The organism is uncultured Muribaculum sp. (genome assembly GCF_910583865.1).
In the GTDB taxonomy this organism is placed as follows: domain Bacteria; phylum Bacteroidota; class Bacteroidia; order Bacteroidales; family Muribaculaceae; genus Muribaculum.
This window is the reverse complement of record NZ_CAJTYX010000040.1, coordinates 1-26,781: the sequence shown is the minus strand read 5'-3', so window position 1 is coordinate 26,781 and position 26,781 is coordinate 1. Positions and strand designations below refer to the sequence as shown.

General features: G+C 55.1%; 20 protein-coding genes, 1 other RNA gene and 1 pseudogene. 17 read left to right on the top strand and 5 right to left on the bottom strand.

Features of this window, described 5'->3' with window-relative positions; translation table 11 throughout:
* The 4 genes from QZ303_RS08790 to QZ303_RS08775 all read right to left on the bottom strand — a co-directional run.
* A partial coding sequence (locus tag QZ303_RS08790; RefSeq protein WP_295731790.1) for a GH92 family glycosyl hydrolase occupies positions 1-1,985 on the bottom strand: 1,985 nt, incomplete at its 3' end.
* Entirely contained in the window at positions 1,982-4,162 is a 2,181-nt protein-coding gene (locus tag QZ303_RS08785; RefSeq protein WP_295731788.1) for a GH92 family glycosyl hydrolase, read from the bottom strand. The genes QZ303_RS08790 and QZ303_RS08785, both read right to left, overlap by 4 nt.
* A 199-nt stretch (positions 4,163-4,361) precedes the next feature.
* An RNA gene (gene ffs, locus QZ303_RS08780) (signal recognition particle sRNA small type) lies at positions 4,362-4,461 on the bottom strand.
* A gap of 104 nt (positions 4,462-4,565) precedes the next feature.
* Positions 4,566-5,240: an SGNH/GDSL hydrolase family protein gene (locus tag QZ303_RS08775; RefSeq protein WP_295731792.1), complete on the bottom strand. Its 675-nt coding sequence runs from the start codon at positions 5,238-5,240 to the stop codon at positions 4,566-4,568.
* A 123-nt stretch (positions 5,241-5,363) separates the two neighbouring features.
* On the opposite strand from QZ303_RS08775, the gene QZ303_RS08770 reads away from it, so the two are divergent.
* The 15 genes and pseudogenes from QZ303_RS08770 to rhuM all read left to right on the top strand — a co-directional run.
* Positions 5,364-7,355: an ABC-F family ATP-binding cassette domain-containing protein gene (locus tag QZ303_RS08770; protein ID WP_295731786.1), complete on the top strand. Its 1,992-nt coding sequence runs from the start codon at positions 5,364-5,366 to the stop codon at positions 7,353-7,355.
* A gap of 78 nt (positions 7,356-7,433) precedes the next feature.
* Entirely contained in the window at positions 7,434-9,470 is a 2,037-nt protein-coding gene (locus QZ303_RS08765; RefSeq protein ID WP_295731784.1) for a M13 family metallopeptidase, read from the top strand.
* Between the two features lie 17 nt (positions 9,471-9,487).
* A complete protein-coding gene (locus QZ303_RS08760; RefSeq protein ID WP_295731782.1) occupies positions 9,488-9,769 on the top strand; it encodes an HU family DNA-binding protein in 282 nt (93 codons plus the stop codon).
* Positions 9,766-11,067, top strand: coding sequence for an HU family DNA-binding protein (locus QZ303_RS08755; RefSeq protein ID WP_295731780.1), 1,302 nt, complete (start codon positions 9,766-9,768; stop codon positions 11,065-11,067). The genes QZ303_RS08760 and QZ303_RS08755 overlap by 4 nt, the downstream gene beginning before the upstream one ends.
* 172 nt (positions 11,068-11,239) lie before the next feature.
* Positions 11,240-12,235, top strand: coding sequence for a MoxR family ATPase (locus QZ303_RS08750; protein WP_295731778.1), 996 nt, complete (start codon positions 11,240-11,242; stop codon positions 12,233-12,235).
* A 98-nt stretch (positions 12,236-12,333) separates the two neighbouring features.
* Complete coding sequence (locus QZ303_RS08745) at positions 12,334-13,209, top strand: DUF58 domain-containing protein (protein WP_295731776.1); 876 nt, start codon at positions 12,334-12,336, stop codon at positions 13,207-13,209.
* 20 nt (positions 13,210-13,229) lie between these two features.
* A complete protein-coding gene (locus QZ303_RS08740; protein ID WP_295731774.1) occupies positions 13,230-14,264 on the top strand; it encodes a cell wall anchor protein in 1,035 nt (344 codons plus the stop codon).
* Complete coding sequence (locus QZ303_RS08735; RefSeq protein WP_295731772.1) at positions 14,264-15,250, top strand: VWA domain-containing protein; 987 nt, start codon at positions 14,264-14,266, stop codon at positions 15,248-15,250. The genes QZ303_RS08740 and QZ303_RS08735 overlap by 1 nt, the downstream gene beginning before the upstream one ends.
* Positions 15,251-15,265: 15 nt before the next feature.
* Entirely contained in the window at positions 15,266-16,297 is a 1,032-nt protein-coding gene (locus QZ303_RS08730) for a VWA domain-containing protein (protein WP_295731770.1), read from the top strand.
* 3 nt (positions 16,298-16,300) lie between these two features.
* Positions 16,301-17,155, top strand: a complete 855-nt coding sequence (locus QZ303_RS08725) for a tetratricopeptide repeat protein (RefSeq protein WP_295731768.1) — start codon at positions 16,301-16,303, stop codon at positions 17,153-17,155.
* A gap of 86 nt (positions 17,156-17,241) precedes the next feature.
* Positions 17,242-19,044: a BatD family protein gene (locus tag QZ303_RS08720; protein WP_295731766.1), complete on the top strand. Its 1,803-nt coding sequence runs from the start codon at positions 17,242-17,244 to the stop codon at positions 19,042-19,044.
* Between the two features lie 10 nt (positions 19,045-19,054).
* Positions 19,055-19,843, top strand: a complete 789-nt coding sequence (locus QZ303_RS08715; protein WP_295731764.1) for a tetratricopeptide repeat protein — start codon at positions 19,055-19,057, stop codon at positions 19,841-19,843.
* Positions 19,844-20,045: 202 nt separating this feature from the next.
* The gene (locus QZ303_RS08710) at positions 20,046-20,306 is read left to right on the top strand and encodes a DNA-binding protein (protein WP_295731762.1); all 261 of its coding nucleotides are present in this window, start codon (positions 20,046-20,048) and stop codon (positions 20,304-20,306) included.
* Positions 20,307-20,346: 40 nt separating this feature from the next.
* Positions 20,347-21,474 carry a universal stress protein gene (locus QZ303_RS08705; protein ID WP_295731760.1) on the top strand — a complete coding sequence of 376 codons (1,128 nt, stop codon included), beginning with the start codon at positions 20,347-20,349 and terminating at the stop codon, positions 21,472-21,474.
* A 157-nt stretch (positions 21,475-21,631) separates the two neighbouring features.
* Positions 21,632-21,814, top strand: a pseudogene (gene rhuM / locus QZ303_RS08700) (RhuM family protein); the annotation flags it as partial.
* Between the two features lie 404 nt (positions 21,815-22,218).
* On the opposite strand, the gene QZ303_RS08695 reads toward rhuM, so the two are convergent.
* A complete protein-coding gene (locus QZ303_RS08695) occupies positions 22,219-23,130 on the bottom strand; it encodes a hypothetical protein (protein WP_295731758.1) in 912 nt (303 codons plus the stop codon).
* Positions 23,131-23,342: 212 nt separating this feature from the next.
* Here QZ303_RS08695 and QZ303_RS08690 point away from each other — a divergent pair, with 212 nt between their 5' ends.
* Together QZ303_RS08690 and QZ303_RS08685 are read left to right on the top strand one after the other, a co-directional pair.
* A complete protein-coding gene (locus QZ303_RS08690; protein ID WP_295731756.1) occupies positions 23,343-25,151 on the top strand; it encodes a hypothetical protein in 1,809 nt (602 codons plus the stop codon).
* On the top strand, positions 25,148-26,170 hold the full coding sequence (locus QZ303_RS08685) for a serine hydrolase (protein ID WP_295731754.1): 1,023 nt from the start codon (positions 25,148-25,150) through the stop codon (positions 26,168-26,170). The genes QZ303_RS08690 and QZ303_RS08685 overlap by 4 nt, the downstream gene beginning before the upstream one ends.
* Positions 26,171-26,781: the final 611 nt, after the last annotated feature.

Here is a 26,781-nt window from a genome sequence, read left to right as displayed (position 1 = left end):
GCCGAGAACACATACCATGCCGAGGTCTGGCCGTTGTCCTCGTCGCCGCAATATCCGTCGGGATCCGGTGTGTACATGCGGTCCATCACCTCCCTCGCATGCTTCTGCGCCTTCCAAGGCTCTCCCGCCCAGTCGTAGAGATAGATCATGTGCTGCACGGGCTGGTTGCCGTGGGCATAGTTGCCCATGTTCATCACGGTCATCTCACGTATCTCATGGATGGGGAATCCGTAGTAGCTGTCGTCGAAATGGGGCGGGACGGTAAACACCGAGTCGAGCATGGCCACGAACTTCTTGTTGCCACCCATCAGGTCAATCAGCCCCTGCGGGTCGTGGAACACCGACCATGTGTAGTGCCATGCATTGCCTTCGGTGAAAGCGTCGCCCCATTTCAGCGGCGAGAACGGCGTGCTGAACGAGCCGTCGGCATTGCGTCCGCGCATCAGCGAGGTTTCCTTGTCGAAGAGGTTTCGGTAGTTCATGGCGCGCTTTGCGAATGGCTTCAGCTCCTTGTCGCTCTTGCCGAGCACCTTGCCGAGCTGATATATGCACCAGTCATCGTAGGCGTATTCGAGAGTGCGTGCGGCGTTTTCCTTTATGCCGGTGTCATAGGGCACATAGCCTAGGCGGTTGTACTCTTCCACGCCCTTGCGGCCCGTGGAGCCTACGGTAGGATGTTCGGCGGAAGCACCCTTGAGCAGCCCTTCCCAGAGGGTCTTTGTGTCGGCTACCTTCACGCCGCTGAGGTATGCGTCAGCCATGACCGATGCCGAGTTGTTGCCGACCATGCAGTCGCGATGGCCGGGGCTGCACCATTCGGGGTAGAACCCGCTCTCGCGGTAGGCGTTGAGGAAGCCTTCCTGCATCTCGAGGTTGACCGACGGGTAGAATACGTTGAGCAGCGGGAACAGGGCACGGAAAGTATCCCAGAATCCGGTGCCGGTGTACATGTAGCCGTCATGCACTTTGCCGTCGTAGGGGCTGTAGTGCACGGGGCGTCCCGAGGCGTCGATCTCATAGAACTTGTGGGGGAACAGCGTTGCGCGGTAGAGGCATGAATAGAATGTGCGCTTGTTGTCGATATCGTCGTCCTCGATTTCCACGCGGCCGAGAATGTCGTTCCAGCGCTCCTTTCCTTCATCGGCCACGATGTCGAATGTCTTTCCATCCAGTTCGCCGAGATTGATCAGCGCCTGCTCCGAGCTGATAAACGACGAGGCCACGCGGGCATGCACTTTCTCGCCGCGCGATGTCTTGAATCCGATTACGCCGCCGGCATGGTTGCCCTCGAAACTCTTGCTGCCCGGAGTGAGCACGAGTGAGTCGCCCTCGGCATCGTTGCCGAATGTCGCGACATATTCAAAAGGCTTGTCAAACTCGATGACGAAGTAGTTGGCGAAGTTGTCGGGCACACCGCCGCTGTTGCGGGTGGTCTTTCCGACGATTCTGCGCTGTTCAGGGATTATGGTTATTGCCGATCCGCGGTCGAAGGCATCGACTGTGACGAAAGAGCTGTCGTCGGGGAATGTGAAGCGCATCATGGCTGCACGCTCGGTGGGTGCTATCTCGGCGAGCACGTCATGGTCGGCGAGGTAGGCCGAGTAATAGTATGGCTTTGCCGTTTCACCCTTGTGTGAGAACCAGCTTGCGCGGCTCTCTTCATCGAACTTCGGCGAGCCTGTCACGGGCATTATCGAGAACTGTCCGAAATCGTTGATCCACGGGCTTGGCTGGTGGGTCTGCTTGAATCCGCGTATCTTGTGGGCGTCGTAGGTGTATTGCCATCCGTCGCCGTTCTTTCCGGTCTGGGGTGTCCAGAAGTTCATGCCCCAGGGGCGTGCGATTATGGGGTAGGTGTTTCCTGTTGAAAGTTCAAAGCTCGACTGGGTGCCGGTGAGCGGGTTTACATACTGAGTGTAGTCCTCTGCGGCAATGCCGGTCATGATGCATGCGGCAGTTGCCAGTGATAATATGGCTCTTTTCATTTCTTCGATGAGTCGTTTTTGAAGTTAAGGGATGCTCCCGAGGTTATGTCGGAGTGTTTGATAGTAAGGTCCGTCAATGGTTTGCCGTTCAGTTCCACTGTTCCCGACACCGGTCTGCCCGGCGCTGCCTCGGAAGCTTCGATTGTGAAAGTCTTGCCATTGTCAAGGTGTATTTTTGCTTTCCTGAAGAACGGTGTGCCGATGCTGTACTCGCCGCTCACCGGATCGACGGGATAGAAACCGAGGGAGCTGAGCACGAACCATGCCGACATCTGTCCGCAGTCCTCGTTGCCGCACAGGCCGTCGGGAGCGGAGGTGTATAGCGTGGACATTATCTTCGACAGGTAGTCGGCGGCCTTGTCGGGACGTCCGCAATAATTGTAGAGGTATGCGGCATGGTGCGACGGCTCGTTGCCGTGGGCGTACTGTCCGATCATGCCGGTGCTGAATATCGGCAAGGAGGCCGAATCCGATTCCTCGGTGAAGAAGCGGTCGAGGCGTTTCTCGAACTCCGCGTCACCGCCGATAAGACCTTTCAAACCCTCTACGTCGTGTTGCACCGACCATAGGTACTGCCATGCGTTGCTCTCGCAGATATCCTCTGTGTAGGCTTCGGGAGAGAAGGGTGTGACGAACGATCCGTCGCTCCTGCGCGGCTGCATGAATCCCGATTCGGGGTTGAACGTGTTTCGGTAGTTCTGCGCCCTTTCCGAGAATTCACGATAGATGGCGCTGTCGCCCACGTGTTTGGCGAGGCGTGCTATGCAGTAGTCGTCGTAGGCGTATTCAAGGGTCTTTGACATTGACCATGACGAATCGCGGTCGCAAGGCACATAGCCGAGGCGGCGGTAGTCGCCGATTGAGCGGTAATCGTCCATACGGGCTGTGCGGACACACGCGTCGAGAGCCTTGTGCGGGTCGATGTCGCCGATACCCTTGAGCACGGCGTCGACAATCACCGGCGCGGAGTGGTAGCCGATCATCATGTCGGTCTCGGAGGCCCACATGTTCCACACGGGTAGCCGTCCGTTCTGTTCGGCGAAGTCCAGGAGCGATTGAGCCATGTCGCCGGCGGCTTCAGGCTCGATGATGGTGTAGAGCGGATGTGCGGCGCGGTAGGTGTCCCACAGGGAGAATGTACCGTAGTTCTTCCTGCCCTGCGCGGTGGTGTGGATGGTGCCGTCGGGGCCTCTGTAGCGTCCGTCGGCGTCGCTGAACACTACCGGCGCAAGCAGTGAATGGTAGAGGGCGGTGTAGAACACCGTGCTGAGTTCCGGGTCGTCGGTCTCCACTTCGATTTTGCCCAACTGCTTGTTCCATGTGTCGGTGGCGTCGGCAAGATATTTGTCGAAATCATCGTGCGGGCCTTCTGCGGCGAGGTTTTTCATTGCGCCCTCACTGTCGGTGCCTGAAATGGCTGTTACCACCGTAAGCGTCTCGCCCGGTCTGGTGTCGAAATCGAAAGTGGCCACGTGGCCTCCTACGGTATCCATCTCCACGGATGTGAACGGACGGGAGAAGCGCGTGGCGAACCATACCTTCTGGTCGTGCGCCCATCCGTCGCTGAACCGGTGGCCGCGTATGGTCACCGAGTCGATGATTTCGATGCCTGTGTCTTTGGTGGCATCCCAGTTGGTGGCCTTGGCGAGGTTCAGTATCACTTTCCCTTTGTTGCCGGGCCATGTGTAGCGCTGCACGCCGCAATGTTCGGTGGCTGTCAGTTCGACGGTTATGTCGTAGTCGTCGAGTTTCACCTTATAATATCCGGCATATGCCTCTTCCGAGTCGTGGGAGAATCGGGAATGTATGCCGAGCGGCGCTTCGGCTTTCGCCACAGGGTCGGTCACCGGCATGAAGGATATGTCATAGAGGTCGCCCGCACCGGTGCCGCTGAGGTGCGTGTGGCTGAATCCAGCTATGGTGCTGTCGGGGTAGAAGTAACCTGCTATACGGTCCCAGCCCGGGAGACCGTTGTCGGGACTCAACTGCACGAGCCCGTGTGGCGCTTGTGCTCCGGGATAGGTGTTTCCGGTAAAGTCAGTGCCTATGAACGGGTTGACTTTTTTCGCGTAGTTCCTGTCATCGGCTTGCTGTGGCGCGCGACATGACATCGCCGGCAGCAATACCGCGAGTGATAATGATAGCACTGTACACTTTATCGAAGTTTTTCTTGTCATGAATTATGTTGGTTTAAGGGTCTGTGGCACGACTGCCTCTGTTATATATACACCTGGATGTGATTTACTACTTAGACGGCATGTTAAGTTTTTCCGGCAAACGACATTCCGCAGCAAATTTGAGGTCAGTTTCATACAACCTCTTGCTATGGATTTATTCTTCTGAAAAGATGTAATCAGGACCGGTAGGGGTATGAAAAAAGGGTAAGCTTGCTACATCGCACCGCTACAACCCGGTACCGTTGCTCCGGTCAAGGCCTGGCGGAGTTCCCGGGGAGCTGGTCGTGTAGGACTTACCCGGAGGACAAAGGTACTACAATTTTCCTAATCCCCCAAATATGTGGCGATATTTTGGATAATTTAATATTATTGTTTGTGGTTGTTAATGATGTCGGGTACGGCGTTATTTTGCCAGAATTTTCTGGAGTACAGGATTTATGATGGATTCCATCACGGCGTATCCTGTCTCGTTCGGGTGCACTCCGTCGTATGAGTAGCTCGCGTTCAGGGCGCGCGACGGGTCGTCGGGTGTTATGAGCGACGAATAATAATCGACAAATAATATGCCTTTCTGTTCGGCGAGCGCCTGGAGGCGCTTGTTGAGCGATATAATCTTGTCTGAACTGTCGGTAATCTCCTTGCGCCACGGAAATGAAGCAGCCGGGAGGGTGGTGGTGAGCACCGGGGTGATGCCGTTGGCCTGCGCGAGTTCTATTAGTGATGTTATGTTGCCTACGGTCATATCCTCGTCGTATGGATGGGTGTTCTCCGCCACATCGTTGGTGGCGGCATTGATGACCACTATTCTCGGATGCAGGTTTATGACATCCTCTCTGAAGCGTGAAAGAAACTGATATGTTGTCTGTCCCGATATGCCGCGGCCTACATATCCGTTGTCGTGGAAGAAAGCGGGACGCTTCTTGGCCCAGTTGTCGGTGATGGAATTGCCGAGAAACACCACCTTGCGCTGCTCTGCCGGGAGGGATTTTACTTCTGTATTTGCAGTATGGTAGCGTCCGAAGTTCGACCAGTCTTGAAACTCGCGTGCATAGGAATATGTCACTGAGGCGGCCAGCATGGCCGTCAGAGATAGTGCTTTGAAAATGTTCATTATGGGGTGCGGTGTAATTGTGAGTGAATTTACAAAGTTATGAAATGTCTGCGATAATAAGTAACTTTGTGGTAATTTTCCAGAAATAAGATGATTTCCATACAGAATCTATCGGTAGAGTTCAGCGCCAAAAGCCTGTTTGACGGCATAAGCTATGTAATCAACAAGCGCGACCGTATCGCCCTCGTGGGGAAGAACGGCGCGGGCAAATCGACCATGCTGAAGATAATAGCAGGATTGCAGCGACCTACATCGGGCACGGTGGCTGTACCGCAGGATGTCACCATCGGCTACCTGCCCCAGCACATGACGCTGACCGACACCAATACCGTCATCGAGGAGGTGCGCAAGGCTTTCGGACACATCCGGGAGCTGCACGTACAGTATGACCGCCTCAGCGCGGAGCTTGCCGAACGCACCGACTACGACAGCGAGGGTTATGCCCGGCTGATAGACAGGATGACTGTCCTGTCGGAACAGATAGCCATGGAGGATGGCGACGGCGGCCAGGCCGAGATGGAAAAGGCACTTATAGGACTCGGTTTCGTGCGCAGCGACTTCGAGCGGCCGACATCGGAATTTTCCGGAGGGTGGCGAATGCGCATAGAGCTTGCCAAGATTCTTCTCCAGCGCCCCGACGTGCTGCTACTAGACGAGCCTACCAACCACCTTGACATTGAGTCGATACAGTGGCTTGAGACATTCCTCACGACCAAGGCCGGCGCCGTGGTGCTTGTGAGCCACGACCGTGCATTCATCGACAATGTGACCAACCGCACGATCGAGATTTCATTGGGTAAAATCTACGATTACGCCGTCAACTACTCGAAGTATGTGGTGCTCCATCAGGAGCGCATCGAGCAGCAGCGACGTGCCTATGAGAATCAGCAGAAGCAGATACAGGACACCGAGGAATTCATAGAGCGTTTCCGCTACAAGGCCACCAAGGCCGTGCAGGTGCAGAGCCGCATGAAGCAGCTTGCCAAGATCGAGCGCATAGAGGTCGACGAGGTGGATACCTCCCGTCTGAGCCTGCGGTTTCCTCCGGCTCCGCGCTCGGGCGACTATCCGGTGATTGCCGACGGGGTAGGGAAGGCATATGGCGACCATCAGGTGTTTGACGGGGCGACATTCACGATAAAGCGTGGTGAGAAAGTCGCCTTCGTGGGGAAGAACGGAGAGGGCAAGTCGACGCTCGTGAAGTGCATAATGGGTGAGATTCCGTTTACCGGCCATCTCAAACTCGGCCACAACGTCAAGATCGGCTACTTCGCCCAGAACCAGGCGCAGCTGCTCGACGGGGAGATTACCGTGTTTGACACGATCGACCGTGTGGCCGTGGGTGACATCCGTACCAAGATACGCGACATTCTCGGCGCGTTCATGTTTGGCGGCGAGGCTTCCGACAAGAAGGTGAAAGTGCTCTCAGGTGGTGAAAAGACGCGCCTTGCCATGATACGCCTGCTGCTTGAACCTGTCAACCTGCTCATACTCGACGAGCCTACCAATCATCTCGACATGGCTACAAAGGATATACTCAAACAGGCCATAAAGGATTTCGACGGCACAGTGATTGTGGTGAGCCACGACCGCGAGTTCCTCGACGGACTTGTCGAGAAGGTCTACGAGTTCGGCGGAGGCAGGGTGCGCGAATGCCTCGGCGGCATTTACGAATTCCTCGAAAAGAAGAAGCTCGCCTCGCTCGCGGAGCTTGAGCGAGAAAAACCGCAAGCGCAGCCGCAGCCCGGGCCATCCGCATCAGGTGGCAAAGGTGTCGATACGTCCGCCGACAAACCGGCTGAAGCCGTTCCTAAGCAGGGACGTGTAAGCTACACCGAGCAGCGTGAACGCCAGCGTATGGTGAAGCGCGCCGAGAAGAAAGTTGCCGATGCCGAGGCTGCCATCGCCGACATCGAGGCACAGATCGCCGAGGTGGAGGCCAAGATAGCCGCCGGCAACGTGGAGCGTGAGATTTTCGACCTCCACGCTTCGCTCGGCAAGCAGCTCGACAACGCCATGAGCCTATGGGAACTTGCCGGCATGGAACTTGACGATCTCAAGAAGAGCCTCGGCATGGAATGACCCCAATCGACAGTGCATGTACCGAAAACTATTCATGGTCGCCCTACGTTAATATAATTGACTCAAATACCCACACATATGTCCTCGTTAATAGGAAGAGTCACAGGAATCACAGTCACATTCGTCACAATGACCACACTCATGAGCATGAACGCTATAAATGTACCGCGCGGTGTCGACCGCTCCAATCTTGACGAGAGCGTAGCGCCGCAGGACGACTTCTACGACTATGCCTGCGGAGGCTGGATGAAGAACAATCCTCTCAAACCCGAGTTTGCCAGGTTCGGCACGTTCGACCGCTTGCGCGACGACAACCGCACGCAGGTACGCGACCTTATTTCAGGTCTTGACAGCCGTCATGCCGCCCCCGGTTCGCTGGCACAGAAAATCGGCGACCTCTATTCGATGGGGCTCGACTCCCTGCGCCTGAACATCCAGGGCGCGCAGCCTGTCATGGGCGATGTCGTGGCAATAAACCAGGCCTCCCGGGCCGATGTGCTTGATATGCTCGCCACGCATCCCGGCATGTCGGGATTCTTCGACACCGGCATAGAGGCCGACATGATGCGTTCTGACGTGAATGCCATGTACCTAACCCAGGGAAGCCTCGGAATGGGTGACCGCGACTATTATCTTGAGGATACCGACCGCGCCCGCCACGTGCGCGACGCTTATACCACCTATCTGCGCATCCTTGCCGGACTTGTAGGATACTCTCCGGAAGGGCAACGGCGTCTTGCCGAAAACACCCTCGACATAGAGACGAAGCTCGCGTGCGCCGCCATGAGCCGTGAGGAGCTGCGCGATCCTGCGGCGAGCTACAATCCCATGTCGCTCTCCGCGCTTGCCTCGGATTATCCTTCCGTGGATCTGCGCCGCTATTTCGCCCGTCAGGGCATCAATGACATCGACACGGTGATTGTCGGGCAGCCCAAGGTGCTCGCAGTAGTCGATTCGATCCTTTCTTCGGCTTCCGAGCAGGCCATACACGACTACCTTACGGCGATGTACCTCGATGCCGCCGCCGACTATCTGAGCGACGATTTCGTAGCCGCGAAGTTCGGCCTTACGCGCGCCATCACCGGCGTTGAGCAGCCCATGCCGCGCTGGAAGCGTGCCCTTGCCGTGCCCAATGCCCTATTGGGCGAGGCGGTCGGCAAGCTGTATGTAGAGAAGTACTTCCCGGAACGCTCCAAGAAGAAGATGCTCGAACTTGTGGGCAACCTGCGCAAGGCTCTCGCGAAGCATATCTCCGCACTGACGTGGATGAGCGATACCACCAAGGCGCGTGCGCTTGAAAAACTCGACGCGTTTACCGTGAAGATAGGCTATCCCGAAAAGTGGCGCGACTATTCGGCGCTTGACATCGACCCGAGACAGAGCTATTGGGACAATGTAAAGCGCGCCATAGCGAATGAGGAGGTATACAATCTGGCCCAATGGGGGAAGCCGGTCGACCGCGACCGCTGGTACATGACCCCGCAGACCGTCAACGCATACTACAACCCGACCACCAACGAAATCTGTTTCCCGGCGGGAATACTCCAGCCGCCTTACTTCAATCCCGACGCCGACCCTGCGGAGAATTATGGTGCCATCGGTGTAGTGATAGGCCATGAGATGACACACGGCTTCGACGACCAGGGAAGCCGCTTCGACAAGGACGGGAATCTCGCTGACTGGTGGACTCCCGCCGACAAGGAGAAGTTCACTGCCCTTACCGACAGGCTCGCCGCACAGTTCGACAGCATCGTGGTACTCGGCGATACCCATGCCAACGGTCGCCTGACGCTGGGCGAGAACATCGCCGACCAGGGCGGCCTGCGCGTGGCCTACACGGCCTATCATCTCGACCTTGAGGAAAATCCTGCCGCCGACACCGTCATCGACGGCTTCACGCCCGACCAGCGCTTCTATCTGGCGTATGCCGACGTGTGGGCCGGCAACATACGCGATGAGGAGATACTCAACCGTACCAAGACCGATCCCCATTCACTCGGGCGCTGGCGTGTCAACGCCACTTTGCGCAACCTCCGCCCCTTCTTCGAGGCTTTCTCAGTCAGGGAGGGCAACGGCATGTGGCTCGCTCCGGAGGAGCGCGTGGTAATATGGTAACAAAAACTCATGATATAATGGACAATACTACACTTGTAGCCTCCTTGTCGACAGATCTGCGCCGACCGCGCCACGACATCGAGGCTCTTGTCGGGGGGCTGGCTTCGGCTCTGCGCGACGCCCTTGTGGATGGCGACACGGTGCTCCTGCCCGGGTTCGGCACATTCACCACGGTAAAGGAAGATGAGAAGGTGGTCGACGACCTCGACCGGGGAGGGAGCGTGCTCCTACCTCCCGCAATCACCATACAGTTTAACCCCAGTACGCTCCTGCGTAGGAAAATCAGCGAACAGTCATGAACGATAAGATGACATTCCACCGGATTGCCTCCTCCATAGCCACGTCGACCGGATGCACCGACGAGGAGGCGGCCATGTTTTTGCGTGCTCTGCTCGACAAGGCCGCGGAAGCCCTTGTGCGTGGTGAGAAAGTGACTATAAACGGCATCGGGACGTTCGCTCCGTCGCCTTTGTCGCCGGAAGCCGTGCTGTGGGCGCCCGATGCCTCCCTTGCCGAAGCCGTCAATGAGCCCTTTGCTGCCTTCGAACCGGTGCGTCTTGCTCCCGGGGTGACTGAAGAGGCGCTTGCCGAGACTACCGCATCGCCCGACAGGGCCGGTGAAAACGTGGATACCCCCGCTGAAGATAATGCGCCGGAAGCGGATAAGGTGCATGAAACGCAGGAGGAGACGCCTGTAAATGTGGCTGCACCGGAAGTCACAACGGTCGATGCGTCCCTTGAAAAAGAGACACAGCCTGAACCCGCCCCCGATACTACTGTTGAACCTGTTGCGCATGTCATGCATGCCGCTAACACTGAAAGCAACAGTGTGGACGACATGCCGGCTCTGACCGACGGGGAGGTGGTGGATGAGGCCGCGGCTGTTGTCGACGCTACTCCCGAGGTGATGACCGGCGGAAACCCGCAGCCGGCGGAGCAACCCGCAGTTACGGAGCGGCCTATGGCAGCCGTAAGGACCTGGGTCGAGGAGGATAAAGAGCCGGTGGCCGAACCGGAGACTGTGGTGGTCTATCGCGAGCGCTCCGGACTCAATCCGTGGCTCATGCTGCTCATAGGTGTGCTTGTGGGTCTTGCCATGGGCTATTTCTTAGGTATCAGCTTCGGCTATCTCGGGGGAGGCGACACATCGCCGGAAGATCTCGAAGCCGAGGAGGAGATGCTTGATTCAGTGGCCGACGACGGATTCATCACCGAAATCGGAGAGGCCGCTTATGTCGCTGCGGTTGCGCCGGAGCCGGAGGAACATCCTGCCGCGCCCGTAGCTCAAACCGCGCAAGCTTCCCCCAAGGCCACCCCTGCAGCGCCTCAGACACCGAAAGTGGTGACCGACACAGTGACGGGACGCCGCTATCTCACCACCATGGCACGTAAATATTACGGTAATAACTGTTTCTGGGTGTATATCTACGAAGAGAACGCCGATAAGATCAGCAATCCCGATCTCATACGCCCCGGCACGGTGGTCGTGATACCGCCTGCGTCGAAATACGGAATCGACGCTTCCGACCCTGCGAGCGTGCGCCGTGCCACCGCAAAAATCGGTGAGATAGAGAGCCGTATGAAGCGTAGACGTTAAGGGGCTTTTTAGACTACTTCTGACTCGGAGGAGGTGGAAATGCCCCGATTGCAGATTTTAACAACCTAAAGGATATATATAAAATTTTAACAATCACGATTAACGGTTGAGTTGTTAGAATTAATAAATTTGCATCAGAATAATATAAATATACCCTAACACCTATCCCATTATGAGTGAACCGGTAAACATACGTGAACTCAACGATCTTGTGGCATCCAAAAGCGATTTCATCAATCTGATACAGCGTGGTATGGATCAGACGATCGTTGGCCAGAAGCATCTGATCGACTCATTGCTCATCGCACTTCTATCCAACGGCCACGTTCTTCTCGAAGGTGTCCCCGGTCTTGCCAAGACTTTGGCCATCAAGACTCTCGCTCAAGTTATCGACGCGAAGTACAGCCGCATACAGTTTACCCCTGACCTGCTCCCCGCCGACGTGACCGGTACGATGGTCTACAGCGTGAAGAGCGAGCAGTTTCAGGTGAAGAAAGGCCCCATATTCGCCAATTTCGTGCTCGCCGACGAAATAAACCGTGCTCCCGCCAAGGTGCAGAGCGCCCTGCTTGAGGCCATGCAGGAGCGTCAGGTGACCATCGGTGACAACACTTTCCCCCTCGACGAGCCGTTCCTCGTGATGGCCACTCAGAACCCTATCGAGCAGGAAGGCACATATCCTCTGCCCGAGGCGCAGGTCGACCGTTTCCTTCTGAAAGTGGTTATCGGTTATCCTACCAAGGAGGAGGAGAAGATAATAATCCGCCAGAACATCACCAACGAGCGCAAGGAGGTGCGTCCGCTTCTGCGTCCGCAGGAGATTCTCGAGGTGCAGAAGGTCTGCGAGAAGATCTACATCGATGAGAAGATAGAGCGCTATATAGTGGATATCGTGTTCGCCACACGTTTCCCCGCCGACTACGGTCTTAATGATCTCGTGTCGATTATCGACTTCGGCGCTTCTCCGCGTGCGTCGATTTCGCTCGCGCGTGCGGCACGCAGCTATGCGTTCCTGCGTGGCCGAGGCTATGTAGTGCCCGAAGATGTACGCGCCGTGGCCCACGACGTGATGCGCCACCGTCTTGGTCTCACCTACGAGGCCGAGGCCAACAACATCACCGCCGACGATGTGATTTCTGAAATCCTCGACAAGGTAGAGGTACCCTGATTATTTGTGGAGATGAGGCCTGTCGTGGTGTATTCCGCAAAGGCATTCAATTTCGATATACCCCCTCATCTACCGTATGATTAATCCACGCCATCACTATGGACGCTAACGAGCTACTCAAGAAGATACGTAAGATTGAGATAAAGACCAAGGGCCTGTCGCAGAACATCTTCGCCGGTGAATACCATTCGGCGTTCAAGGGGCGCGGCATGACCTTCAGCGAGGTGCGCGAGTACCAGTATGGTGACGACATACGCGATATCGACTGGAACGTAACAGCCCGCCACAACCGTCCGTATGTAAAGGTCTATGAAGAGGAGCGTGAGATGACGGTAATGCTTCTCGTCGACGTGTCGGGGAGCCGCAACTTCGGTGCGGTGGGTGAGCACAAGCGCATGATGATGGCGGAGATAGCGGCCACTCTCGCATTCTCGGCCATACAGAACAACGATAAGATCGGTATGCTCTTCTTCTCCGACCGGGTCGAGAAGTTCATCCCGCCCAAGAAGGGTCGCCGCCACATCCTCTTCCTCATACGCGAACTGCTCGACTTCACGCCGGAGCATCGTGGCACCGACATTGCCCAGGCCCTGCGCTACATTACCGACGCGCTGAAAAAGCGCTGTACCACGTTCCTCATATCCGACTTCATCGACGAGGGCGACTACTACCGCTCTCTATCCATCGCCAACAACAAGCATGACGTCACGGCCATTCAGGTATATGACCGGCGTGACGCACAGTTGCCCGACGTCGGACTGATGCGTGTGCAGGATCTGGAGACGGGAACACTCCGTTGGGTCAACACATCGTCGGGACGCGTGCGCAAGGCATATAACAAATGGTGGTACGAGCGCCAGCAGGTGATGACCGACCGTTTCAACCGCTGCGGCGTGGACTACGCCTCGATCGCCACCGACGAGGACTATGTGAAGTCGCTCATGGGCTTGTTCAAGAAGCGTGGCGTGAGATGAACAGTGATAAATTTACTACGATGGACAAGACAATCCCTTCAACCGGCATATTTCACAGGACGTTGCGTGGCATGATGGTTGCCGTCATGGCCGTAGCTGCGGCTTTGTGCATGACCTCGGCGCAGGCGGCCGGCCCGGTGCAGGTAAAGACTGCTCTCGACTCGGCCTACATCCTCATGGGAAAGCAGACCACGCTCCATGTCGACATAGTGCAGGATCGCGGCACTCAGGGCCATTTCCTCAATGTGGGCGACACGCTCACCTCTGCTGTCGACGTGGTCAGTGTAGGTAAGCCCGACACCTCCGACATAGGCTCGGGCCGTGAGGAGATACGCCAGCAGATAGTCATACAGGCTTTCGACTCCGGACTATATACTATACCGCCTTTTGTCTATGCAGCCGGCGGTGACACAGTCATGTCCAACGACCTGCCGCTGAAGGTGGTTCCCGTAGCCGTGGATTCGCTTAAGACGATACATGATTACGCCGGCACCGTCGATGCCGGATGGAAACTCTGGGACTTCGTGCCCGATTTCATAGCCGACTACTGGTGGGTGATACTCATATGCGCCCTTGTGGTGCTTGCCGTTGCCGTCGTGTTCTTCTTCCGCAAGAAGAAAGTGGTGGACGTACTTCCGAAAAAGAAGCCTGTGCCTCCATATGAACTCGCCATGCAGGCCCTTACACGCCTGAAAGAGGCGAAACTGTGTGAGAACGGGCATGAGAAGGAGTTCTACACGCGTCTTACCGAGATTCTGCGTACATACCTTGAGCAGCGTTTCGGCATCAACGCCATGGAGATGACCACCACCCAGATTGTACACCAGGTGAAGGAGCATGACGTCACGCGTCCGTCGTCCGACCTCATGAAGGAGATTCTCGAGATGGCCGACTTCGTGAAGTTCGCCAAGGTACGTCCTCTCCCCGACGACAACGTGAAGAGCTTCGCCATGGCCACCCGGTTCGTGGAGTCGACCCGCCCTGTCGAGCCGGTCGAAAATACCGCCGCTACTCCGGAGGCCGCAGAAAGTAATAATCCTCAACCCAATAAGTAATGCAGCTCGCTCATCCGGAATATCTCTGGCTATTCACGATATACATCCCCCTGATAGCCTGGTATGTGTGGAAGTACCGTTCGGCCTTCCCGGCTCTCGGCATATCCACTGTAGGCCCGTATGCCCGGCTTCCGCGTTCGGTCAAGGAATATCTTATCCATGTCCTTTTCCTGTTGCGCCTGGCTGCCATAGGATGCGTGATAATAGTGCTCGCACGTCCGCAGACACGCGACAGCTGGCGTACGTCATCGACCGAAGGCACCGACATAGTCATAGCACTCGACATATCGTCGTCGATGCTTGCCCGCGACTTCACCCCCGACCGCTTTGAGGCCGCCAAGGATGTGGCCGCACGTTTCGTGGCCGGACGTGAGAGCGATAATATCGGTCTCGTGATTTTCGCCGGCGAGAGTTTCACGGCCCTTCCGATGACCACCGACCGCGCTATGGTCACCAACTACATCAAGGACATACGCATGGGGATGCTCAACGACGGCACAGCCATAGGCGACGGCCTCGCCACATCCATCAACCGCATAAAAGAGGGGAAAGCCAAGAGCAAGAGCATAATCCTTATCACCGACGGCACTAACAATACCGGTGTGGTCGCACCCATGACCGCCGCCGAGATTGCCAAGAAGATGGGCATCAAGGTCTACACCATAGGTGTTGGCCGCAACGGCACCGCTCCGACCCCGCAGCGCAACTACTTCGGCGGTATCGACTATGTACCTATGCCCGTTGTGATAGATGAGGCCACGTTGCAGAACATTGCCCGTTCGACCGGCGGAAAGTATTTCCGTGCTACCGGCAACACGGTGCTGAAGGAGATATTCGCCGAGATCGACCAGCTTGAAAAGACCCAGATGGACGTGAAGCACTTCTCCCATACCGAGGATGACTATATGCTCTGGGCATGGCTCGCTTTCGGTCTGTTCCTGGCCGAGATAATATTGCGCCGCACCGTGCTGCGCACCTTACCATAAATTCTGTTGTTCACTATGTTCAGCTTTGCCAATCCTGCACTATTATATCTGATGTTCGCCCTCCTGGTGGTGGTCGGACTGTATCTGTGGGCGCGCTTCACGCGTCGCCGAAGGCTGCGCCTTTACGGCAATCCCGAAGTGCTCGCTCCGCTGATGCCGGAAGCCTCGCGCTATACTCCGGCGCTGAAGCTCGTGCTACAGCTTGTGGCTGTGGCGGCCATTGTCATCGTGCTTGCACGTCCGCGTGCCGGTGCAAAGGAGGAGGTGAGCGAGGTGCAGGGAATAGAGGTAATGGTATGTCTCGACGTCTCCAACTCCATGCTTGCGTCGTCCACCGACGATCCGCGCGGTGTAAGCCGCCTTCAGCGTGCGAAGCTTATACTGGAGAAGCTGTTCGACAAGCTCGGCAACGACAAGGTGGGACTCATCGTCTTTGCCGGCGACGCCTATACGCAGCTCCCTGTGACGAGCGACTTCTCATCGGCCAAGATGTTCCTCAACAGCATCTCGACCGAGATGGTGCCCACCCAGGGCACTGCCATAGGGGCTGCTGTCGATATGGCAGTCACCTCGTTTTCTCCCGATGAGGAGGTCCACAAGGCCATCATAGTGATTACCGACGGCGAGAACTTCGAGGACGACCCTGTCGCAGCCGTCCAGGCCGCCGCCAAGCAGGGGATTCAGGTCGATGTGATCGGTCTCGGCTCGGCAAAGGGGGCGTTGATACCCATAGGCCGCGACGGACAGTTCCTGCGCGATGACAATGGCGCTCCCGTGACCACACGTCTCAACGAGGAGATGGCCCGCAAGATCGCCGAGGCAGGAGAAGGCATCTACGTGCAGGGCGCCTCTTCGAGCGTGGTTAAGGATGTCGACGAGCAGCTTAAGACGCTTGCCACTTCATCGCTTGAGAAAGTCACATACAAGGCCAGTGCCGAGCAGTTCCCCGTGTTCGCATGGCTTGCTTTCGCCTTCCTCATTGCCGACCTCCTTCTGCCTGAACGCAAGATAGGATGGCTCAAGAAATTCAACTTCTTTGGTAAATGACCTATGTCAACACTTAAACGCAACATATTATCCATAGCCGTCGCGGCGGTAGCCATACTGGCGGTATCGCCATGTGCGTATGCCGACAAGCCTGCCGACACGTCAACTCGCAAGGAGCGTAACCATATCCGTGCCGGCAACAAGCACTATGAGGAAAAGCATTATGCCGATGCCGAGGTGGAGTACCGCAAGGCGCTTGAAGAAAACGCCATGAGCGAGAAGGCTATGTACAATCTTGCCCTGTCGCTGCTGAGGCAGGCTGGCAATGCCGATCCCAACAACGAGAACAACCCCATGGCTGAGGCGCAATCGCTCCTTACCGACCTGGCCAAGACTGCCTGTGACGATGCCATAAGTGAGAAAGCATTCTACAATCTCGGTAACATGGCTTTCAACCAGCAGCAGTACGACCAGGCCATAGGCATGTATAAAGGTGCTCTGCGGAAGAATCCAGATAACGACAAGGCCCGCGAAAATCTGCGTCTCGCTCAGCTGAAGAAGCAGGAACAGGAGCAACAGCAGCAGGACCAGGACCAGAATAAGGACCAGGACAAACAGGACCAGAACAAAGACCAGAACAAGGATCAAAACAAGGATCAAAATAAGGATCAAAATAAGGATCAAAATAAGGACCAGGACAAGGACCAGGATAAGAACAATCAGGACCAGGATAAACAGAAGCAAGACCAGCAGAAGCCACAGCAGCCTCAGCAGCAGCAAGGCGGCATAAGCGACGCCAATGCCGCGAAAATCCTCAAAACCATGGAGAATGAGGAGAATGCCACCCGCCGCAAGGTGCAGGAGATGCAGAAGAAAGAGGCACAAGGCGGAAGGCGCGTCACAGGGCCGCAATGGTGATGCTTCCATCGGTGTGCGGCAGACGCCGGTTCAGGCGCGACACATGATTTTTGATCGGTTTTGTATTAAGAAAACATGACATTGCAATGACACGAAGAATATTGACGACAGTGCTGTTGATGATGCTCGCCGTGGCTGCGGCCATGGCCGAGACATCGTTTACGGTGATACCTCCACGTACCGTGATTGCGGGAAATAAGTTCAACGTCACCTTCCGTCTGAAGGACGGCGAGGGCTCCGGGCTGAAGGCTCCGGAAATCAAGGGGTGCACGCTGCTTTACGGGCCGTCGACTTCGCGTATGCAGAATTACCAGTGGGTCAACGGGCAGGCTTCGTCGTCGACCACTGTCGACTATTCATTCACTTACCGTGCTGATACCCCGGGGAACTACACTATAGGCGAGGCACGCATCAACTCCGGGGGCAAGACCTACTCCACGCGTCCGGCCACTTTCACCGTGCTCCCCCCCGACAAGGCGCAGCAGGGCACACAGCCCTCGGCACGTGTCGACGATATCGGCACGCAGAGCGCCGACCGGGCTGTCAATGCCAACGACGTGCTCGTGCGGATCATCCTCAACAAGACGCGCGCCTATGAGCAGGAGGCCATCGTGTGCACGATAAAACTCTACACCAAGCACAGCATCAGCTCGTTCATCCCCACCACACAGCCTTCGTTCGACGGCTTCCTGATCGACGAGATACCACTAAACCCTACTCTCAACGAGGTGGAGCATTACAACGGCCAGAACTATATGACCGCCATACTCAAGCAGTGCATCATCTTCCCGCAGAAGTCGGGCAAGCTCACCATCAACTCGGGCAAGTACGACGTGACGGTGGTGCAGTACGAGAGGATGGGCGGATTCTGGGGTGGCAACCGTCCGGTGGAGCGTCAGATAAAGACCACTTCCAACTCCGCCTCCGTGATTGTCGACGCTCTTCCTCAGCCGCAGCCGGAAGGATTTACCGGCGCGGTCGGACGTTTTGATATTTCGAGCCGTCTCAACGGACAGGTGTTCAAGACCAACGAGGCCGCCTCGCTGGTGTATACCATCAACGGAACAGGCAATATCAAATACATAAAAGAACCCTCGATCGACTTCCCGACCGAGTTCGAGCAGTATCAGCCGCAGGTAGATATCGACTCGCATGTGAGCGGAAGCAACGTGACCGGCACAATGACCATCGACTACACGTTCGTGCCGCAGAGCGTGGGCGCGTTCAAGATTGGAGCCGACAAGTTCGTTTACTTCGACCCGTCGACCCGTCAGTACGTCACGCTGACCACACCATCCTATGATATAAAGGTACTTCAGGGCACTGCGGCTTCCTCCGCTGTGGTGGGCAAGCAGAGCGTGTCGAGCAAGAATTCCGACATACTCCATATAAAGCTCGGCGACCTCGACCTGCAAAAGACGCATACATATGTGTACAACGCATGGTGGTACTGGCCCATCTACATACTGCTCCTTGCCATACTCGTGGTTGTGGTATGGCTCTACAGCAAGCAGGCGCGCCTCAATGCCGACGTGCAGGGACGCCGTCTGGCCCGTGCGGGCAAGGTGGCGCGACGTCGTCTGAAGAGCGCGGCCAACGCCATGCATGCCCACGATTCCGACCGTTTCTACGCCGAGCTGCTGGGCGCAATATGGGGTTATCTCGGCGACAAGCTCGCTCTTCCGGCCTCGCAGCTCACGCGTGACAATATCGTCGGGCAGCTCGATGCCTACGGCGCTCCAAGTCAGCTTGTCGACACGTTCAGTCGTCTGATCGACGACTGCGAGATGGCCCGCTACTCACCTGCGCGTTCCGACGAGCAGATAGAGCAGCTCTACCGCGAGGCATCGGATGCCATGAATGAAATGGAAGGTATCAGAAAGAAATAAGATTACGACAATGAATTTCAGAATATCACATATCATTGCTGCGCTCGCTCTCCTTTGTCAGACCTTCTCCATGTCTGCGCAATCATTGGTGGAGAGCGCCGATTCGGCATATGCCGCTGACGATTTCGCCAAGTCGACGGCGCTTTACCTGAAGGCTGCCGAAGTCGACGGCACTTCAAGCAACCTGTTCTACAACATCGGCAACAGCTATTACCGTCAGGGAAAGCCGGGGATGGCCATACTCTATTACGAGCGCGCGTTGCGTCTCGACCCGTCCAACGTCGACGCGCGTGCCAATCTGGAGTTTGTCAACTCACGTATCACTGACGAGCCGGGCGACCGTGGCATGTTTATCTCCAATACGGTCAACGGCATCGCTTGCCGTCTGTCGGGCAACGTATGGGCCGGCATGGCCATAGGATGCTTCATACTGATGCTCGGGGCTGTGGCGCTTTATATCTTTTCGGCTAATGTGCCGTTGCGCAAGGTTGGGTTCTTCGGCGGTTTTGTGCTGTTGGCCCTATGTGTGATCGCTAATGTGTTTGCTTCCGTGTCGACACGTTATTCCACAGCCCACGACCGGGCTGTGGTGATTGACCCTTCGACACTTCTCAGCACGTCGCCGCGAGTGCCTAAGGACCGCTCGGAGGAGGCCATGCTGCTTCACGAAGGCACGTGCGTGGAGATTCTTGACTCTGTTACCACCCGCATCGATTCGGTCGCCACCAAGTGGTATGACGTGAAGGTCGACAATAACCATCGCGCATGGATCAGCGGAAAGGCGGTGGCCGTCATCTGAAAGGTTTGTGTCTCACTGCATTAGTGGCGTGGAGATTCGGCAGGTACAAAAACATGTTGTAAAACAGAGAACATTCATTCCCGTAAAATTTGTTTTTATGGGTGGAATATCCTAATTTAGGGAAATGAAGATACAACGTGTCGGCAGAGGCCGGTGCAGGTATCATGTCGAATTAATTATTCACATTAAAAACTATAGTATCATGACAAAGACTATTTCTTTCAACGACCTTCGCCGTATCAAAGACAGCCTCCCCGACGGCTCGATGCATAAGATTGCCGATAAGCTCAATACCACCGTGCAGACCGTACGCAACTATTTCGGCGGTTCCAACTATGAGTTCGGCAACAACTGCGGCGTCCACATCGAGCCGGGTCCCGACGGAGGCATAGTAGTGCTTGACGATACCACTATCTACGACATGGCAATAGCCATCCTTGAAGAGAACGCCGCAGACAAGTAACGCACACACCGGAAACAAGTACTATAGACAGATCACCGAGATGGCAGAAGATCGTCTTATCACTGTCGCAATACACACCTATGACCATGCTGTCGCCCTCAAGGCTCTCCTTGAGGGCGAGGGCGTGAAGGCCGTGTTGCAGAATGTGAATCTCTCCACGCCGGTGGTCAGTCCCGGGGTGAGGGTTCGTATACTCGAAAGCGACCTGCCCAAGGCTCTGCGTATAATCGAGAACCGCGACATATTTCTGCCGTTGGCCCGCGAGAGGGAGAAACGTCGGGAGGAGGGTAACCTCATCCTCGTACCGGTCGATTTCACCGACCATTCGCTAAAGGCGGTTGATATCGCATTCGGCATAGCGGAGCGGCACAGGAGCGCCATAGCCCTTATCAACGCTTTTCTTGATCCGAACCTTGCCATGCCTTCGCAGCTTTCCGATACTCTGAGTTATGAGGAAGTGGCTGATGTGGAACTGCAACGAGAACTTGACAACGAGGCGCGCCACACCATGGACGTGTATGCCCGGAGGCTGAAAGAACGGATAAAATCCGGTGAATTACCCGCTGTAAAGTTCACTACGGAGGTGCTTGAGGGCCTTCCCGAAGAGGTGATTGCTGAGTATGCCAAGGAGCATGGGCCGTCGCTGATAGTGATGGGTACGCGTGAGAGCGACAAGAAAGGGCGCGAACTTGTGGGCAGTGTCACTGCCGAAGTGCTTGATTCTTGCCGTTTCCCGATTATCACCATCCCCGAGTCGGCCTCGTTCGGTGAGTTCACTGATGTGAAGCATGTGGTGCTGTTCTGCAATCTCGACCAGGATGATATCCTTGCCATGGACGCGCTGTATCGGCTGTTCAACGACGAGCATCTGTGCGTCACCCTGCTTGGTATCCCCGACAAAAAAGGCATGATACGCCGCAAGGCTTCATCCGTCGAGCCTTTGGTGGAATATTGCCGCGAACACTATCCGCGCTTCGAATATCATTCGGCAACGATGTCGCCCGGAAATGTCGTGGACGATTTCGAGGCTTTGGGTCGTAGCCGCCATATTGATTTCATTGTCGTGCCAAACAAGAAGAAAAACATGTTTGCACGCATATTCAATCCGTCGCTTGCCCATCGTCTGCTATTCCACGCCGACATCCCCATGATGGCCATTCCCGTATGACTTTCAGTCATAAAAGCCGATTCCGATTATAGGGACACACATAGGGATGCGTGTTTTTGGAAGCAATCAATAAGGTATATCCATATTCAAGTATGACCCGACGGCGTGCCGATGAATTCCGTCAAAGAATTCAATCGGTGCGCCGTCTTTGTTTTGTGAGATACCATTCTACAATCTTGACATGATTATTTCGTTGGGATATAGAATCAGGTCTGTCATCGCCACACATTTCAGACGTTGGGCAACCGAACGGTTGAAAGAGTATATCATCAAAGGCTTCACTATGGATGACGAACGCTTGAAAGGTAATGGTGGAGGCGCTTACTGGCATGAACTGTTAACCTTTGGCGATTGGTACATAGCGCAATACGTAAGTGGAGGCCATGCGGGACGGGTGTCCCTGCGTGGCCTCCACGAGTGGCGGCTGGTGGCGGATCGTGCCTGATAGAGCGAAATCAAAAGCTAAAACCCGGGGTCGCGGTCAAGAGCAAAAACCGCCTCCGGACAGTCAAGCCATCAATGGCGGCAAAAGAGGTTTGCGCCCCCGGCCTGTTGATTTTGCTACAAAGCCGACGATGCGGCTTTAGATGATTGCATGCCGGTTCCCGAAGGAATCAATGCATGCGCCCTGTCAAATGTTGTGATGTAGGCAGTCTCCGCCCTCCATTAGGGATTGTCCGCCGCAAATGGGACGGATCTTTCCCGACCGACGCTGTTTCCGTGTCTACCGAAAGGAGTATGTGGTCATGCCTCCTTGTCGCTTACATTGTCCTTTCCGAGATGCGATACCTCGTCGAATATTCCACGTAACGAATCCGGGATGAGGATGCGGTATGCCGAAATCTCTTTTACACGTTTCCGGATATCCTTTGCCAGTTCGGCTTCGAGCAGTTGGCGCGACGAGGTGTATTTTTTCATCGCTTCGGCATAGTCGGTCTTTACCTTGACTTCCGATTCGAGGACGGCCTTGCGGCAATCGTATTTTATCGAGTTGAGCCTGGCCTGTGCCTCGCGGTACTGCTTCTGCAGCGCGAAATAGGTCTCCTCCACTACCGTGCCGCTCACGGTGGGGGTGTAGGTGTAGATGAGCGTGTCGCGTCCGTCGCCTTTCACGTCGTGCGGCTTCGAGTTGCGTTCGTCGAGCTCTTTCCGGGCATCGGCGAAATGTCCGTCCGGATGGATCTCCTCGCCGATGACGGCGGCGAGGGTCTCAAGCTCGTAGTAGCGGTTGCGTTCGTCGAGCGAGAGCGATGCGTAGTAGTCATCCTCCGTCAGGGCGGTTTCAAGCTGCGGTTCCTTCTCGAGGGTAATGCCCTTTTCGCGGGCATAGTCGTCGAGGGTCAGCGATTCCGCTTCCTTTAGCAGGCGCTCCTTTGCCTTTATGGCTTCGCGGAGCCATGCTATCAATGATTTGGCCCGGGCGGTCCGATGGAGCATGTCGGCCACAGCCGTCACATCCTTGTCGGTGTTACCCTGCCTTAACACGTTGCTTTTTTCACTTCCGATGAGCGACACCTCGGTCGAGTAGAACACCATATTGGCGAGCGACGTGTCGAGGTTGCGTATCATCTCCTTGGCCATGTTGGCGATATGGTTGGCCGATGTCGAGGTAAGACCCTCAACTTCGGGGGAGAAAAATATCATGTCTTTTTTCATATCGTTGGAATTGTGTTCTGATAGATATAACCTCTCGGGAGGCGATTATGTTTTGGTGATAAGTTGTTTATGTGGAATGTTTGACGTATATTTGTGGCAAAATGATATTCTGTCGTATAAGGCAGGTGTATTTTGCTATTGTGATATGCGTAATTGTGCCATTATGGCATGATTCTTAATCGCGGTCTGTCCGCTAAAAATTCTAAGATTTCATGAAACGATCGTTACTTACATGTATCGTCGCACTTGCTGCGTGTGCCGCGTCGAGTGCTGCCGTAGTGTTGCAGGAAGATTTCTCCGGGTTTAAATCGGGGAGCGACGGGGCTCCGTTTAAGGAGACTTCCGTGATTGTCGACGGTATTGTGCCGCCGGACATGACGCAGACTCCGGGATGGACGGGAACAGATGTCTATCAGGCCGGAGGCTGCGCCTATATAGCGGTGGGCACCGGAGTGCTTACGACGCCTTCGGTCGATGTAAGTGGCAATGCCGGATCTTATATGGTCAAGTTCAGGGCCAAAGGGGAGAGCGACGGCACTCTGGCTTTTGTCATGGACTATAATAACCTCGAAGGGGCGGCCATTCTAACTTTCACCTCTGAGTGGAAGGAATATTCCGTAGCAATGAATGCCGGGTCAACTGACACCCATATCGCATTCTCGGGAATGTACGGTGCGTTCTATATCGACGATATCGTCGTGGACGACGGCGGTGCGGCGATTCCTGTGGCGCTGCCCGCTGCGGATTTCACGCGCGAATCGTTTACTGCCAACTGGGAGGAGACTGTCGGCGTCGATTCGTATGCACTCAATGTATTCACCATGCGTTATGACCCGGTCACCACTATCTTCTCCAGAGAATATCTGCTTGAAGGGAAGGTTGTGGAAAGCACAAGTTTCAAGGTGACGGGAATAGACTTCGGCACTCCCTATTACTACACGGTGTGCGGCTGCAAGGACGGGAGCATAACGAAAGAGTCCAATAGAATCGAAGTAGTGCCCGGAAGCGTGTCGGCCCCCGTGGCATATGATGCCGTGGAAGTTGGCGACGGCCGGTTCACCGGCTTATGGTCGGAATCGGATGTGGCCACCGTGTATGCCATGCATGTGGTGAAGATACATACTGCGTCAGCGGCAGGGAAATATGACCTTGTTAGCACTGATTTTTCCTATTTTGACACGGAAGGCACGGTCGACAAGCCTCAGAAAGAGCTCGAATATCGCATAGACGGCGACTGGGAGGTGGTTATGCCGGCTTTCGCCAAAGGGATGCTCGGCCTGAACAACCAGGATTTCAGCCTGTTTGACGATGCCATGCTCTTATCGCCGGTCTACGACCTTTCAGTCGGTGGAGGCAACGTGACGGTGGCTTTCGATGCCATGGGCCGCAAGAACATGACCAAGGGCTTCATCGCAATAGGACATTATAAGGGTGACGGCTCTTTTGAATATCTGGACCGGCGCGAATTTGATGTGACGGAAGATCTGGCGTCGAAGAGTTTCGATTTCAGCGGCTGCAAGTCTAACTCGTTCATACTGGTATCTTCGGAGATGCTCGGTATGCTGTTTCTCGATAATCTGCGCGTCACGGTCGACATGAACGCCGGAGAGCGTATCCTTGTACCTGTTCGTACATATGAGACTCCCGATACAAGCTGTGTGGCCGAAAATCTTGGTCTTGATGATGACGATACGGTGGGTTACTATGTCAATGGCATCTACCGCGACAAGCACGGCTATCTCCCCGAGGTGACGAGCGAACGTTCCAATTCAGTGATAGTGTCGGGCTTGTCGGGCATTGAGGATGTGAATGCTTCATCTGGCGGCATAGCAGTGGCCGTTGATGGGAGGTCTCTTCGGATATCCAATCCTTACGGTGCTGAAGTGTCGGTATTCACTGTCGATGGACGGTTGTTGATGGCCGATGGGTCCCATGATGCTGAAGTGTCGTATGCCGCCGGGGCTGCCGGAATATATGTCGTGCGTGTAGGCGACTGTGTTGTAAAGATTGCGGTAAGATGAGACCGGATATGGTGTTGGCGCTAATTCTTAATCCAAGGAAGTGGTTCGGTTCGGCGGTGATGCTTTGTGCGGGTATCTCGGTCATGATGTCATGTGCCGGACGGAGTGCTGTTGCTGCTGGCGGCGATGCACCGGCTGTGGATTGTGATGCGCTACGTGACAGCATTGAGTCGATTGTCTCAGGTGTGGACGGCGAGGTCGGCGTGGCTCTCATAGTGAATGGGCATGACACGGTGGCGGTCAACGACCGCGACGTGTATCCGCTCATGAGTGTGTTCAAGCTGCATCAGGCGGTGGCGTTATGCCACGACTTTGACATTCGCGGGGTGTCGGTGGACACGGTGTTGCATGTCAGGCGCGTCGACCTTGACCCCGATACATGGAGCCCGATGCTTAAGGAGCACACGGCCTCACGATTCGATATCCCTGTCAGTGCGCTGATGCGCTACACACTTATGCAAAGCGACAATAATGCAAGCAATATCATGTTTGACAGGCTGCTGTCTGTGGCGGAGACCGACAGTTTCATTGCCACGCTTGTACCTCGCGACGGCTTCCGGCTTGCCGTGCGTGAGTCCGACATGCATCATGACCATGCATTGAGCTATGAAAATCATTCGTCGCCGGTGTCGACAGCCGTGCTTGTCGACAGGCTGTTCAATGACAGTATCCTTTCGTCGGAGAGCCGGGAGTTTATATGCGATGCGCTTCGGAATTGCACCACCGGCGTCGACCGCATATCGGCTCCGCTTGCCGATAAGGAGGGGATTGTCATTGCGCATAAGACCGGTTCGGGGTATGTCAACGGAGAGGGACGTCTGATTGCGCACAACGATGCCGCACATGTGGTTCTCCCCGATGGCACTTCATATACCCTGGTGGTATTCGTCAAAGACTTCGCCGGCAACGAGACCGAAGCATCCTCGCTCATCTCCCGCATATCCTCCGTGGTCTACGGCTTCGTCTCCTCATATCCCACACATCCCTCACCGGATTCCAAGGGCATGCAAGCCTGTTGATTCACGTTAGTGGGTTGAAGAACATGATTTATTAGAAGATGTCACTACCATTATAATATGCGACTATGAATAATATGCCGGCGGCGATTGGAAGAACGGTATATGAGAAAATATGAATGATTGTTCCTGCTTTCTCTCCGTACGTTTTTTTCATCTTATCGAGTTTTCCAAGTCCTTCAGAAGCTTTGAATAACCGCAGATATATGGTGAATAGACCAAAAAGTAGCGCAAAAATACCAAAAAACAATGTTCCCATAATCAGTAGTTTTAGTAATAAAATGTAAGTGTTGTCTTTTTAAGGTTAAATCAGCCGATTTACTGAGCATTTTTGCAAAATTAGCAATTAAATCGACAAATGTCAATACTGACTGGATTTTCTCATGCGCCAGCTCTGGCTTGACAACTCTGTATATCAGAAATTTGTTGTATCTTTGTAAACTAATAAGCAACAAAGGAGTACAGACATGGCACGACCTATAAAAGAAACCCCCGTATTAAGGGGCAAGGACGCTGAAAATTTCGCCAAGAGAATGGCGAACCCCGCTCCCGTCAGCAACGCTGAAAAGGAAGCGGCGAGAAAGGCGTATGAGGCGTTCAAAGCCATAAGCACA

Bases quoted from the DNA above. Each gene is read 5' to 3' on its own strand.
- QZ303_RS08785 (WP_295731788.1), bottom strand. From the start codon at position 4,162: ATGACAAGAAAAACTTCGATAAAGTGTACAGTGCTATCATTATCACTC.
- QZ303_RS08775 (WP_295731792.1), bottom strand. From the start codon at position 5,240: ATGCTGGCCGCCTCAGTGACATATTCCTATGCACGCGAGTTTCAAGAC.
- QZ303_RS08770 (WP_295731786.1), top strand. From the start codon at position 5,364: ATGATTTCCATACAGAATCTATCGGTAGAGTTCAGCGCCAAAAGCCTG.
- QZ303_RS08765 (WP_295731784.1), top strand. From the start codon at position 7,434: ATGTCCTCGTTAATAGGAAGAGTCACAGGAATCACAGTCACATTCGTC.
- QZ303_RS08760 (WP_295731782.1), top strand. From the start codon at position 9,488: ATGGACAATACTACACTTGTAGCCTCCTTGTCGACAGATCTGCGCCGA.
- QZ303_RS08755 (WP_295731780.1), top strand. From the start codon at position 9,766: ATGAACGATAAGATGACATTCCACCGGATTGCCTCCTCCATAGCCACG.
- QZ303_RS08750 (WP_295731778.1), top strand. From the start codon at position 11,240: ATGAGTGAACCGGTAAACATACGTGAACTCAACGATCTTGTGGCATCC.
- QZ303_RS08745 (WP_295731776.1), top strand. From the start codon at position 12,334: ATGGACGCTAACGAGCTACTCAAGAAGATACGTAAGATTGAGATAAAG.
- QZ303_RS08740 (WP_295731774.1), top strand. From the start codon at position 13,230: ATGGACAAGACAATCCCTTCAACCGGCATATTTCACAGGACGTTGCGT.
- QZ303_RS08735 (WP_295731772.1), top strand. From the start codon at position 14,264: ATGCAGCTCGCTCATCCGGAATATCTCTGGCTATTCACGATATACATC.
- QZ303_RS08730 (WP_295731770.1), top strand. From the start codon at position 15,266: ATGTTCAGCTTTGCCAATCCTGCACTATTATATCTGATGTTCGCCCTC.
- QZ303_RS08725 (WP_295731768.1), top strand. From the start codon at position 16,301: ATGTCAACACTTAAACGCAACATATTATCCATAGCCGTCGCGGCGGTA.
- QZ303_RS08720 (WP_295731766.1), top strand. From the start codon at position 17,242: ATGACACGAAGAATATTGACGACAGTGCTGTTGATGATGCTCGCCGTG.
- QZ303_RS08715 (WP_295731764.1), top strand. From the start codon at position 19,055: ATGAATTTCAGAATATCACATATCATTGCTGCGCTCGCTCTCCTTTGT.
- QZ303_RS08710 (WP_295731762.1), top strand. From the start codon at position 20,046: ATGACAAAGACTATTTCTTTCAACGACCTTCGCCGTATCAAAGACAGC.
- QZ303_RS08705 (WP_295731760.1), top strand. From the start codon at position 20,347: ATGGCAGAAGATCGTCTTATCACTGTCGCAATACACACCTATGACCAT.
- QZ303_RS08695 (WP_295731758.1), bottom strand. From the start codon at position 23,130: ATGAAAAAAGACATGATATTTTTCTCCCCCGAAGTTGAGGGTCTTACC.
- QZ303_RS08690 (WP_295731756.1), top strand. From the start codon at position 23,343: ATGAAACGATCGTTACTTACATGTATCGTCGCACTTGCTGCGTGTGCC.
- QZ303_RS08685 (WP_295731754.1), top strand. From the start codon at position 25,148: ATGAGACCGGATATGGTGTTGGCGCTAATTCTTAATCCAAGGAAGTGG.